The sequence below is a fragment of the Allobosea sp. LC85 genome, from assembly GCF_000735605.1.
Lineage (GTDB): Bacteria > Pseudomonadota > Alphaproteobacteria > Rhizobiales > Beijerinckiaceae > Allobosea.
In genome coordinates this window covers 49,563-62,110 of record NZ_JPKG01000024.1, presented here as the reverse complement: position 1 = coordinate 62,110, position 12,548 = coordinate 49,563, and the positions used below count along the sequence as shown (strand labels likewise).

Genomic DNA, 12,548 nt, shown 5'->3' with positions numbered 1-12,548 from the left:
GCGATAGCCGGCAAGGACACGCGATGCTCCCGGCGCCGTCACAGGGGCAGGGCTGGAGACAGCGGGGTTCATGGCTTTGCCGGCGGGCTTGCCAAGTCTTGCGCCCTTCCGCCATGCGGCTCGAGCCAGAACGTTCCGTTCAGCGGGATCGCCGAAAAGCGCCGGGAGATCTCGTCCAGCGTCGCCTGCGGGTCGATATCGGCAAACAGCTGCGGATGGAACCACTTCGCCATCGCCTCGATCGCCGCGATATGGGTGGGGGTGTCGTTGAACAGATGCCAGAGACCATAGGCATGGCCGTTCCTCACCGCCGTCAGGGCCTCAAGGCCGGGGCGCGCGAGCTGGGCTGCAAGGCTGCGCGACGCGACCTCGGCGGAAACGCCCAGACCCAGCACCAACCCGCTGCTCTTTGCGAGATGGGTGCCGCCTGTCGCGATATAGATCGCCGGGTCCAGAGCGAGAACCTGCTCGAGGCTGATCTGGCCGGTCGCTCCCGGCAGCAGCGCTGCCGCGATGTTTCTTCCGCCCGCGGCTGTGATGTAGTCGTCGAAGGTGCCCTTTCCCGGCGAGAAGCAGCATTCGGCGCTTCCGGCATGTGCATGCATGAAGACGGACGGTCGCTCGACCGGACCGAGCCGCTGGGCGATGCGCTGTCTCCGCTCCTGGTAGAACGTGACGAACTCTTCGGCCGCCGCCTCCCTGCCGATCACTTTGCCGAGGACGCGCAGGCTCGGAACGGTGTCACGGAACGGCTGCAGGAAGAAATCCACCACGATGACGGGGATGCCTGCCGCCTCGAATTTCGCGACGAGATCGCCAGGGCCTCGGCGCGTGCCGGCGATCGACAGGCTCAGAACGACCAGATCCGGGTCAAGTTCGACTGCCTTCTCGAAGGAAAACCCGTCTGCGGTGCTGTCGCCGACGGTCGGCAGCGTCTCGATCGCGGGAAACCGCGCGCGGTACAGTGAGTAAGCCTCGCCCATCTGGCGCTGGAAGTCATTGCCCCAGCCGACGAGCAGGCTGATCGGATCGGGATGAATGAGACCCAGCGCGTTGAGCTGGCGACCCTGCCCGAGCACGATGCGCCTGGCCGGGCCCGGCAATGTCACCGTGCGACCGAGCACATCGGTTACCGTCACGGGAGAGGCCAGTGCTGGGCCGGCTGCCGCCCACGCACACAACGTCAGCATCAGCCCCAGAACCCAGGCAAACGGCCACTGGCGGCGCGACGAGTTCAGAAGGTGCTTCATGGCGCCGCCTCTGGGCCACCGGTGCCGGCGACCGCGAATGAAACCGCCCTGGCGAGCATCGCGGGGATCACCGAGATGTGGTTTTCGCCGTCGAAGACCCGATGCTCCATCGCGACGCAGCGCGACGAGGCCAGCCGCGCCGCCATCTCGGCGGCATTGTCGAGCATGCGCGCCATGTGGAGGCGCTGCGCCCGTTCAGGAGAGGTTCGGGCGTCGCGCGTCTGTTCGCGGCCGCCCACCGTGATCAGCAGCCGAGGCAGGGTTGCCTCGGGGCCGCGCGCAACAAATCTGGCCTCGCTGATGTGGATCGCACGATCGTTCCACCAGATCGAAGGGCTGCCGGCGACATAGAACTGAAACTGGCCGGGCCGCGTGAACAGTGCATGCAGCGCGAACAAGCCACCGAGGGAATGGCCCACCAGGGCCTGTCGGGTGGGATCGGTGGCGGCAAGCGCTGCGACCGCTGGCTTCACGCTCTCCATGATGAAATCGAGGAACCGGTCGGCTCCTCCCTCGTCCGGCAGGAGATCGCATTGGCGGCGCGCGCCATCGAACGGGGCGTCGGTGGGATAACCGATGCCGACGATGACCGCCGGGTCGACGCCGGTCACATCCTGCCGCCGGCCCTGCAGCTGTGCCGTTTCGACGGACGTGGCGAAGAGTGCATTGCCGTCGACCAGGTAGATCACCGGAAACCCTGCCGCCGGCGCCGGGCCGGGCGGGACCGCGATCAGCAGCCGATAGATGTCGCCATAATCTGACGCGATATCCAATTGGCGGGCCTGCGCCAGAGTTGCGGGCTCTGCGGGTGGGTTCCCGGGGCTGGCAGCATTGCGAAGGGGGGCTGCCTGCATGGTGTCGCGGCTCACCATCTGTACGACAGGGTGGCAAGCACCGTTCGGCGCAGACCGAACGAGCACTGGGTCAGCGCGTAGCAACCCGCGACATAGTCCTTGTCCAGCAGGTTCTGGGCGTTGACCTGAACCTTCCAGCCCTTCAGCGACTGGGTCCTGACGCCGAAATCATAGCTTATGGCCGCATCGAGCAGGGTATAGTCCGGTGTCTTGAAGGTGTTGCCTGGATCGCCCGCGCCCTCGCCGACATAGCGCACGCCGGCGCCCAAAGCGAAGCCCGCGAACAGGCCCGTATTGAAGGTGTAGTGGCCCCAGAGTGAAGCCATGTTGCGGGGGACGACCGTCGGCCGCTTGCCAAGGTCGACGCCGGTGCTCTTCGTCACCTCGGCATCGGTGTAGGCATAGGCCGCGATCAGATCGAGGCTGTCGAACAGTTTCGCCCGACCCTCGATCTCGAAACCACGCGCCCGCACCTCGCCTGTCTGGATCTGGAAGCCGACATTGACAGGATCGGCCGTCGGCACATTGGTCTGGGTGAGTTGGTACACGGCTGCCTGGATGAAGGCGTCATAGCCGGGCGGCGCGTATTTGAGGCCGACCTCATATTGCTCCCCCTCGGTCGGTTTGAAGGGCGGACCGCCGAAGGTCGTGCCCGCAACCGGCTCGAACGAGGTCGAATAGCTCGCATAGGGCGCCAGGCCGTTGTCAAAATTGTACATCAGAGCGGCGCGGCCTGTCGTGGCCTCGTCGTCCTGCTTTGTCAGTGCACCATTGGTGAGGGCGCGCGTGCGGCTTCTGGTGTTGTCGAACCGCCCGCCGACCAGGAGCGAAAGCCGATCGAGCTTGATCTGGTCCTGGAGATAGACGCCGAACTGCGTCTGTTCCTGTGCGGTGCCGGGCAGGGCGGGGACTGCAAAGGGCGTGCGTCCGTAGACCGGGTTGACCCAATCCAGGGTCTGGACGGTGCCGCCCGCGCCGGTGAAGGCGGTGCCGTCCATCCAGTAGCCGTCGACGCCGAGCAGGACCTTGTGAGTCAGCGGCCCGGTGCGGAAATCGGCCTGGAGCTGGCTGTCGATGCCGAAGGTCCTGGCCTTCTCGTTCGATGCCGTCACGCGGCGCGTCAGGGTGCGCTGGTCTGCGCCCAGGCTTGCCACAGCGACGGTCCTGAAACGCGATTCGAGGTCCGTGTACCGCAGATTCTGGCGGAAGCTGAAAACATCGTTGAAGCGGTGTTCGAGCGCATAACCTGCTGCGATCTGGTTTCGGCTATACCCCTCATACTGGAGCTCGCCCGGGAAGAAGCTGGTCGGAATGCGGCCATTGCGGTTGGGCAACGCGCTGCCGACTGCCGGGATGAATCCGTAGAAGCCGGTTTCCGGATCGCGCTGGAAAGAGGTCAGGATGGTCAGGCTCGTCGCAGCGCTGGGCTGGAAGGTCAGCGAGGGCGCGATGTAGACGCGCTCCTCCTTGGTGAAGTCGACCTGCGTGTCGGCAGCCCTGCCCAGCCCGACGATACGGTAGAGGATTGTCTTGTCCGGGTTCACCGGCCCGCCGATGTCGAAGGCAAGCTGACGGCGCTGGTACGAGCCGATCTGGGCCTGGATCTCGCCAAAGGCCTGGTCCGTCGGTCGCTTGCTGACCAGATTGACCAGGCCGCCGGGCTTGACCTGTCCGAAGATCACGGAGGCCGGGCCGCGCAGCACCTCGATCCGCTCCAGGCCGTAAGGCTCAATGGCCGGCACGAGGAAATTCACGCCACGCTGGACACGCAGGCCGTCCTGGAAATTGATGAAGCCGGCATTCGAGCCGCTGCCGCCGAAGCCGCGGATGAAGGTGCTGTCGTAACGGCCTGACGACAGGCGCGTCTCGGCGAGCACGCCGGCGGAATAGCGAAGCGCCTGGCCGACACTCTGCGCGGCCTGATCGTCGATCTGCTCGCGCGGGATGACCGTGATCGATTGCGGTGTCTCGATCAGGGGGGTGTCGGTCTTGGTGCCGCTGGCGCTGCGGCGCGCGATATAGCCGTCAACCGGCCCATTGGCCTTCTCGGTCGCACCTTGAACCTCGATCGTGTCGAGCGACAGGGTGGGGGCCGCGCCCTGAGCGATGGCCGGACCCGCGACCGCGACCGGCAGGACACCGAGAGCGACGCCGGCGAGCGCCACGCTCCTGGCACGACGCCAGAAGCAAACACGAGCGCCTGCCGCTCGGATCGACCAAGATCCATCCTTGCTCGAGTGACATGTATACATGATCGAGATGCCTCGCCGTATTGCGGCCTTCTTCTCGATCAGCACAACAAGCAGGGCAATCGGATCGACTTTGGCTGCCCGCAGTATTTCTTTCGAATGAGTTTTGAAGACTTCCAATCGGTTGCCAGCAATTCGGCGGGGTAGCGTCAGCGCAATGAACTGGGCAGAACCCCGAAGCGCTTCCGAAAAATTCCCGAGAAATGCGCGGGGTTGTAGCCGACATGATAGGCGGCTTCGGCGACGCTCTTCTCACCGCTGCGGATCAGCTCGTAAGCCTGCTGCAGGCGGTACGCCTGGAGATAGTCGAAGACGCTCGCCCCATAGAGCTGGCGAAATCCGGCTGTCAGCTTGGTGACATTGAGGCCCGTGTTCCTGGCGAGTTCTCCCAGCGTCGGGGGATTGCACGCCGCCTGGAGTAGCAGAGCATGCGCCGCGCGAATTTGCTCGACCGTTCGCGGTGACAGGCGCGCAGCCCGCAGCGGGCGCTCGTTGACGATCCGATCCACAACCGTGGCCGCGAGTTCGAGCGCTTTCCCGGCCATGTAGAGACTGCGCATCGAGCCCTCGATCCGGCATTCGGCCATCTGCAGCGCAATCCCGCGCAGATCGGCGCCGGCGGCGCGGGCCCACAGTCCCGGCCCGACTCCGTCGCCCTGCATCTGTCCCAGCAGACCGGAGAAGCTGGCGCCGAGTTCGTTCTGCGCGAAGTCGGCATCAAGCTGTACGATCGCACAGCGCACGCCCTCGCCCGACAGGCAGGTCCGCTTCTGGACATGATCGCCGTCATTGGCGGCGACCAGCAGCATCGGGCCGTTGATGGTCAGGGGCGGCCTGTCGTCGAGCTCGTAGGACTGGTGTCCCTGCAGCATGACGGCGACCTTGAGCCCTCGCTTCATCGGCCCAATTACCTGCTCGCCCCGCCCATGCTGAAACGTCCCGGCGGAAACCCTTAGCCGCTTCGAGAATAGCTGCATCGAAGCCGGCGACCGATCCTGATCCAGCCTATCGTCCATTCCTGCCCCATGGCGTCGGTACCCTGGGGTTGTCATAGACGAAAAAGATAAATCTCTGCAATATCAATATTTTATAAGAATTCTAATGATCTTTTTGCGCCCGACGGTGCTCAGGGCGGTCCCCTTCAATCCGGGCGGATCATCTTGAGTGGGCCGTTTGGCTGAGTTGCCAAGGTGCAGATCATGCGCGCGACCTCCCATGATTTCTCGAAGGCAGGCACAGGCAGGAACTCGAAGCGCGAGTGGAAATTATATGCGCCGGTGAAGAAGTTCGGGGTCGGCAACCCCTTGGCCGAAAGCGCCGCGCCGTCCGTTCCGCCCCGCATCGGGATCAGCTTCGGCTCGATCCGCAGCGCCTCCAGGGCGGCGAAGAGCAGGTCAACCGAGCGGCGGTCATCGCCCAGGCTGTCATGGATGTTGCGATAGGTATCGGTCACCTGGCAGTCGACGCGGCCCTTGGGATATTGCGCGGCGATCAGGTCGGCAACCTCGCCGATACGTCGTTTGCGCTGCTCGAATTGCTCCCTGTCGAAGTCGCGGATCAAGACACGAAGGCGCGCCTCGCTGGCATTGGCGACGATATCGTTGAACCAGAAATAGCCGTCGCGGCCATCCGTTCGCTCGGGCGTTTCCGCGCGGCCGAACTGGCTGACGAAGTCGAACGCCATCAGGAGCGGGTTCACCATGACGTCCTTCGCCGACATCGGGTGGGCGGTGACGCCCGTGAAGACGATGTCGCCTGAAGCGGCGTTGAAGTTCTCGATCACGACCTCGCCAAGTTCGCAGCAATCGATCGTATAGGCGAAATCGCAGTCGAAACGGGCGAGGTCGAGCGCCTTCGCACCGCGCAAGCCAATCTCCTCGTCAGGGACGAAGGCGATCAGGATGTCGCCGTGCCGGCTCTCGGCGCCGAGCTCTTCGAGCAGCGTCATGATAACCGCAATCGCCGCCTTGTTGTCGGCTCCGAGCACACTCGTACCGTCGCCGACGATGATGTCCTGGCCGATCCAGGGGCGGATCTCGGGATGCTCCGCCACGCGAAGCCAGATGTCCTTTTCCGGGTTCAGGCAGAGATCCTCGCCCTCGAAGCGCAGGATGCGCGGGCGGATCGTCGGCGAGAGGCCGGTGTCGATCGTGTCGAGATGCGCGATGAAACCGATCCTCGGTGCGCCCGGGCTGGTGCCCGGCTTCATCGCGGTGACGGTGGCGTGATCGTCCAGCACAACCTTTTCAAGTCCGAGTGCGCGCAGTTCGTCTGCAAGCAATGCGGCGAGCCGCTGCTGGCCCGGTGTGGTCGGAAGCGTCGTCGCTGTGGCGTCACTTTGGCTCTCGACCGCCAGATAGCGGAAGAGCCGCTCGACCAGTTGCTCGCGAATGCTCATTCCTGCTCCATTTCCCCATCGAGGCTCCCACGCCGTGTCAGGCGACCTATCGGCGTTTCCGTTCCCCGAACGGCCGCAACGGGCCAGTTCGCGGCTCATGCTGTCGAACCTAACGCAATGGCGGCTGCAGGACAGTGCCGGCGCGGCTGGCCTCACCCTCACGGGCCGCAATCCGGACCGTGCCAGGGCGGCGGGTGGTGAGCGACTCCGCAGGTTTGACGGGTTGCTGCGTTGCTGTATACAGGTAGATAGCTACAAGCTTCCAAAGGGGAAGAGGGGGATTGATATGGCGTTTCACGTGCTCCGCATGGCCTTGTCCGCGGCTGTTCTGCTTGCCGCTGCGCCGGGCGCGCAGGCCGGTCCCGTCCTCGACAAGATCAAGCAGGACGGAAAGATAGTCTGCCTGGTCAACCCGAATTCACCCGGCTTCTCCGTCCCGGACAGCCAAGGTGCATTCCGCGGCTTCAATGTCGACTTCTGCCGCATGGCGGCGGCTGCGGTCTTCGGCGATGGCGCCAAGGCCGAGCTGCGCGGCATCGGGTTCTCCGACAGCTTGAAAGCCATCATCAGCGGCAGCGCGCACATTGCCTCGCGCGGCATCACCGCGACCGGTACCCGCGATGCCGATCCCGGCGTGTCCTTCGTGACGACGACCTTCTATGACGGGCAGGGCTTCATGGTGCCGAAATCCCTTGGCATGACGAAGCTCGCCGACCTGTCCGGCGCGACCGTCTGTGCCGAAGAGGGCTCGACGACGCTGCTCTATCTCGCCGATTGGTTCGGCACGGCGAAGCTGCCCTACAAGGTTGAGAACATCGCGGACAAGACTGCACGTCTGCAGGCCTTCTTCTCCGGAAAATGCGATGCGGTGGCGAGCTCGGTATCGGCCCTGGCCGCCGATCGCCTGCTGGCCCCTAAGCCCGACGACTACGTGATCGTTCCCCAACGTTCGGCCACCGAGCCGCTCGCCCTCGTGTCGCGTCCGGATACGGAGCTGGAGAAGACCCTCTTCTGGGGTGTCCAGGTCATGATTGCTGCGGAGGAATTCGGTATCACCTCGCAGAATATCGAGGCCAAACTCGCCTCGCTCAAGGATCTGCCCGTCGATGAGCAGCGGCTGATCTCCCCGACCGGGCCGACTGCGGACATGGCGAAGAAGCTTGGCCTGCGTCCCGATTGGAGCGCGCAGATCATCAAGCAGGTCGGCAATTACGGCGAGGTCTTCGAAAAGCATATCGGCAAGGGCTCGCCCCTCGCCATGGACCGTTCCGCGTCGCCGAACCGCCTCGCTAGGGATGGCGGCTTGATCTTCGCGTTTCCGGTTCGCTAACGGCTGCTGTTCAGCCGCAACCCTGCTGCGCATCTCTCCACCGGCTCGCTGATCGCTCGGCGAACCGGAACATGTTTTCGCCCTGCCTTCGCATGTCCGTGTGGGTCATCGGACCGGATGTCATGTCCGATCCGATGAACCAACCTTCTGCGCTTGCATCGGCTTTCCCAGTCGCAACCCCACTTTCCCGGCCGGTGCGCCAGGACTGCCGATGCCATTGTTCTGGACAGTGCCGCCTGATCCGCCTCTAGTCGGCCGCGATCGGAACACTGGATCCGGCAAGGTTTTGCAGGGGGGGCGGGCATGGAGGAGGAGCCGGCATGGGTTACGGTCCGCGGGCATGCCGGAGCCGTGGGCATGCTGCCGCTGCCGGGGCTCGTCATCCTCCGGCGTGGCGAACGGACCATCGACGCGGATCAGCAGGAGCAGGTTCTCGACATTCTGAAGGCGAGCGGAACGACGCTCCTGATCAGTCTCCTGGACCAGGCCGAATGCGATGCCGATGACTGCGAACATCTGGAGCGCGCTGCGGAGCTGCGCGGGATCCGCTTGCTTTGCGCGCCTGTCGCGGACTTCTTCGCGCCGGACGAGACATTGGACTGGCCGCGTTTGGCCCAGGCGATCCTTGGCGAGCTGCGCCTCGGCCGGGGTGTCGCCTTCTGTTGTCTCGCCGGATATGGCCGCAGCGGCATGATGGCCGCGCGCGTGCTGATCGAGACCGGAATGCCGCCGGAGGACGCCATTGCTGCGGTGCGTGCTGCTCGGCCGGGCGCAATCGAAAGCGAGGCCCAGGTCTCCTACCTGCTGTTGTCCTCGCCATAGCGAGCGAGCAGCAATTCGAGATGCGCCGCATGCAGGCGAAACAGCTCCGATGCCGGCAGGCTTTCGGTCTTCTCGGCGGTCGCCGCGATTTCCTGAACCAGCAAGGCACGAACGAGCCCCGGATCGCGCTTCAGCCAGCTGACCCAGCTTCGCGCGATGCGGAAGAAGATCATGTCGTCCATCTGGCGCAGCGCCTCGTCGCCGATCAAGGCGTTGCGTGCCTCGTGGTGGGCGCGCCAGACGCCCCAGACATCCTTGACCGGGGATGTGTCACGCAGTCCTTCGGCCAATGAACGCAAGCGAGCATAGTCGGATCTGAGCGAAGCGGGGACCTGCAGCGGCACGAGATCGGCGATCAGGCCCGTCAGACCGATGCGGAAGCGCAGCATGTCGACGGCGTGGTGATCGACATAAGAAACGATGGTGCCGACGCCGTTTCGCGTCTCCGCGAGCTGTTCGTAGACAAGTCGCTGCAGGACCTGTCGGATCGGTGTCCGGCTGACGTGGAACTCCGCGGCGAGTGCCGCTTCGTGAATGACATGCCCTTCGTCATATTCACGCAGGCAGATGCGGTCGCGCACGATCTCGAAGATCACGTCGTTGCGCGAGCGGACCATCTGGCGAAGCTGCTGCGCCTCGGGGCTGGTGAGTTCGATCGTCATGGCTCTCCCTGTCGCAAGGCCGGGCTCAGCCGAGCTTGCCGGCGCCGTGCCCGAGTCGCCGTGCCCGTTCGGAGATCATCCAGCAGCAGAGGAAATAGAACAGCCCGATCGCAATGTTCGCCTCCAAAGCATAGGCCTGCCAGAGAGGATCGGCATATGCCATGCGGGCTGTCGAAAGCAAATCATGCATGCCGACGATGGCGACGAGCGAAGTATCCTTGAAGCTGCCGATGATCGTGTTCGTCATGCCGGGGACGGCCGTACGCAAGGCCTGGGGCAGCACGATCAGGCGGATGCGTTGCGCGGCGGTGAGGCCGAGGCTGGCCCCCGCCTCGACCTGTCCTTTTGGCAGCGCCTGCAAGCCGCCGCGAATGTCCTCCGCGAAATAGGCCGCATAGAAGAGGGTCAGCACGATCAGGATCGCGGCGACGGGTTCTATGGTCGCGCCTCGCGTCAGCAGCAGCGGCAAGACGAAAATGCCGGCGAACAAGACTGCGACCATCGGAATGGCGCGCACCGTCTCGATATAGGCGACGGCAGCAAGGTTCAGCGCGCGATGCTGCGACCAGCGAGCCAGCGCCAGCAGGATGCCGAGCGGAAACGCCGCGGCCATCGTGAAGGCAGACAGGAACAGCATCAGGGGCAAGCCGTTCCAGCGGTGGGATTCGACGAAGGGCAGGCCTGCGAAGCCGCCGCGCAGAAGCAGGTAGGAGAGCACTGCGGTGCCCGCCACCATCGCTGCCCGGATCGCAAGCCTCATCGGAACCAGCGCGAAGACGAGGATTGTTATGGTGATCAGGCCGGAGGCGAGATGCGCGCGCCAGCGCTCGGTGGCCGGGTAGGTCCCGGTCAGGACGAGATTGGCCTTCTCGCTGAGAAATGCCCAGCAGGCTCCCGAGGCATTCAGGCAGTCGCCCCGGTTGCCGGAGAACGGGACCGCTTCGAGCACTATCCAAGTCAGCGCGCCCCAGGCGAGCAGGACCAGAAGGGCGAGCGTGACGACGGTCAGGGCTGCGTTCCACCAGCCCGAGAACAGATTCTGGCGCAGCCAGCCCAGAATGGGCGCTAACCCTTGCCGGGAAGGGGCATGCGAGCGGGCGGCCATCTCGACTGTCAGCGTCATTCTCAGCGCGCCTTCAGCCGGAAGGCATGGTTGCACCAGTTCACCAAGGCCGAGATCAGCAAGTTCGCGATCAGGAAGAAGGCGGCCACGAGCGCCATGAGTTCGATCGGGCGGAATGTCTGATTCACCGATGTGCTCACCACGCTCAGCAAATCGGAGTATCCGATCGCCAGCGCGATCGAGGTGTTCTTCAGCAGGTTGGAGTATTGATTGCCGAGCGGCGGCGTGATGACGCGCAGTGCCTGGGGCAGCACGATGAGCCGCATCGTCTTCAACCAGTCGAGACCCAGGGCTTGCGCGGCCTCGCGCTGTCCACGCGAGGTGGCGATGATCCCGCCACGCACGATCGCGCCGATCTGCCCCCCGTGATAGACCGACAGGGCCACCACAAGGGCGGTGAACTGCAAGGACAGGCTCACGCCCCCGGAGACGTTGAAGCCTGTCAGCTTCGGCACCGACCAGGTGATATGCAGTGTATCTGTCAGGTCGAGCGCGGCGTAGAGGCTTGCCGCCGCAGCGACCACGGGCAGGAAGACCGGGCGGAGCTCACCTGTGCGGTCCTGATGTAGCCGGGCGGCGCGGATCCACAGGAGCGCTCCGACGAGCCAGAGGCAGGCTGCGATCGCAAGCGCCTGGCCGCCCTGGTCGATGATCGGCCAGGGCAGCACGAGACCGCGATTGCTCAGCATCGCGCCGAAGGGGCTGGTCCAGGCCGAGCGAATATGGGGCAGACTGCGCACCATCGCGACATAGAGCGCGATCACGATCAGCAGCTTCGGCAGGTTGCGCAACAACTCGACATAGGTGCGCGCCAAGGTGCGCACGAGCCAGTTGGAGCTGGTCATGGCGATGCCGACGAACAGCCCGATACCGCTTGCCAGAACGAGGATGAGGGCTGCAGCCGCGAGGGTGTTCAAGATGCCGACGAGCAGCACGCGGGCATAGGTGTCGCGGGGCGAATAGCCGATCAGGCTTTCGCTGACATCGAAACCCGCTTCCTGCCAGAGGAACGAGAAGTCGATCTCCAGTCCCGCAGCCGCGAGGTTCGCGGAGACATTGCGAGCAGCGAGGAGACCGAGAAGTACGATGCCGAGCACTGTCGCCGCCGGCCAGAGCACCGCCGCGAGTTGCTCTCGCAATATCCGTGGCGGAGGCGACATGGAACTGACTGCTTTGGGCCGAGGGGCTGACATGGACTCCATAGTGATATAGCTGTACACAGCTATATCACCGAGTCAATCAATGGGCATTGCGGGCCTTGCGCTCAGCCTCGGAGAGTGCCGTTTGGACAAGTCAGCCGCGAGGCCAGCATCGATCATCGCGCTGCCCGGAATCGCCGGAACGCTGGTGCTGGCCCCCTGTCCGGGACTGTGGCGAGGGCGCCTCTTGCCAGGCGCCGATTCCATGCTGTCACTCGCCCAGGATCTGGATCATCTCGCCAGGCTCGGAGCCGGCGGGCTTCTCAGCCTCGTCGAGGCGCATGAACTGCCCTGCGAGAAAGAGCTGTTCTCAATGGCTGTCCGGGATGCCGGATTGGAGTGGGCCCATGCGGCCATTCCGGACTACAGCGCGCCGACTGCGGCCTTCGCCGAGGACTGGCAGAGGCTTGCGCTGTTGCGTCGTCTCGTGGCGGGGGAGAACTGGGCCATCCATTGCAAGGCGGGGCTTGGGCGCACCGGAACGGTCGCGGCACTGCTTCTCATTGAAAGTGGCCTCGAAGCGGATGCCGCGATCGCAAAAATCCGGCATGAGCACGCAGCCGGCGCGATCGAGACCCCGGCGCAGGTCGAATACCTGATCGCTCATGCTCGGTCCTGTGATGCGGGCTGTCGAGGCTCGGGCGTGACGAAGGCCTGAGCG

The 12,548-nt window shown here is 64.6% G+C and carries 11 protein-coding genes; 3 read left to right on the top strand and 8 right to left on the bottom strand.

Features of this window, described 5'->3' with window-relative positions; all coding sequences use genetic code 11:
* Positions 1-68: 68 nt before the first annotated feature.
* From FG93_RS11775 to pepT, 5 genes are all read right to left on the bottom strand, one after another.
* Positions 69-1,250 (bottom strand): ABC transporter substrate-binding protein, encoded by a 1,182-nt coding sequence (locus FG93_RS11775; RefSeq protein WP_244448581.1) that lies wholly within the window; start codon positions 1,248-1,250, stop codon positions 69-71.
* On the bottom strand, positions 1,247-2,023 hold the full coding sequence (locus FG93_RS11770) for an alpha/beta hydrolase (protein WP_052513659.1): 777 nt from the start codon (positions 2,021-2,023) through the stop codon (positions 1,247-1,249). The genes FG93_RS11775 and FG93_RS11770 overlap by 4 nt, the downstream gene beginning before the upstream one ends.
* Positions 2,024-2,115: 92 nt before the next feature.
* Positions 2,116-4,269, bottom strand: coding sequence for a TonB-dependent siderophore receptor (locus FG93_RS11765; protein ID WP_052513658.1), 2,154 nt, complete (start codon positions 4,267-4,269; stop codon positions 2,116-2,118).
* 233 nt (positions 4,270-4,502) lie between these two features.
* Positions 4,503-5,252 (bottom strand): helix-turn-helix transcriptional regulator, encoded by a 750-nt coding sequence (locus FG93_RS11760; protein ID WP_052513657.1) that lies wholly within the window; start codon positions 5,250-5,252, stop codon positions 4,503-4,505.
* A gap of 242 nt (positions 5,253-5,494) precedes the next feature.
* On the bottom strand, positions 5,495-6,751 hold the full coding sequence (gene pepT, locus FG93_RS11755) for a peptidase T (protein WP_043234644.1): 1,257 nt from the start codon (positions 6,749-6,751) through the stop codon (positions 5,495-5,497).
* Positions 6,752-7,037: 286 nt separating this feature from the next.
* On the opposite strand from pepT, the gene FG93_RS11750 reads away from it, so the two are divergent.
* Entirely contained in the window at positions 7,038-8,081 is a 1,044-nt protein-coding gene (locus FG93_RS11750; RefSeq protein ID WP_043234641.1) for a transporter substrate-binding domain-containing protein, read from the top strand.
* A 357-nt stretch (positions 8,082-8,438) separates the two neighbouring features.
* Entirely contained in the window at positions 8,439-8,903 is a 465-nt protein-coding gene (locus FG93_RS11745; protein WP_152579405.1) for a phosphatase, read from the top strand.
* On the opposite strand, the gene FG93_RS11740 is transcribed toward FG93_RS11745, so the two are convergent.
* Genes FG93_RS11740 through FG93_RS11730 form a run of 3 tightly spaced genes read right to left on the bottom strand, consistent with a single transcriptional unit; the run spans position 8,879 to position 11,848 of the window.
* Entirely contained in the window at positions 8,879-9,565 is a 687-nt protein-coding gene (locus FG93_RS11740; RefSeq protein ID WP_052513655.1) for a GntR family transcriptional regulator, read from the bottom strand. The two genes, FG93_RS11745 and FG93_RS11740, sit on opposite strands and share 25 nt — an antisense overlap.
* Before the next feature lie 25 nt (positions 9,566-9,590).
* The gene (locus FG93_RS11735; protein WP_043234640.1) at positions 9,591-10,688 is read right to left on the bottom strand and encodes an amino acid ABC transporter permease; all 1,098 of its coding nucleotides are present in this window, start codon (positions 10,686-10,688) and stop codon (positions 9,591-9,593) included.
* Positions 10,689-10,690: 2 nt separating this feature from the next.
* A complete protein-coding gene (locus tag FG93_RS11730) occupies positions 10,691-11,848 on the bottom strand; it encodes an amino acid ABC transporter permease (protein ID WP_161783811.1) in 1,158 nt (385 codons plus the stop codon).
* A gap of 244 nt (positions 11,849-12,092) precedes the next feature.
* Between FG93_RS11730 and FG93_RS31185 the strand changes: the two genes are divergently transcribed.
* The gene (locus FG93_RS31185; RefSeq protein WP_152579404.1) at positions 12,093-12,545 is read left to right on the top strand and encodes a protein-tyrosine phosphatase family protein; all 453 of its coding nucleotides are present in this window, start codon (positions 12,093-12,095) and stop codon (positions 12,543-12,545) included.
* Positions 12,546-12,548: the final 3 nt, after the last annotated feature.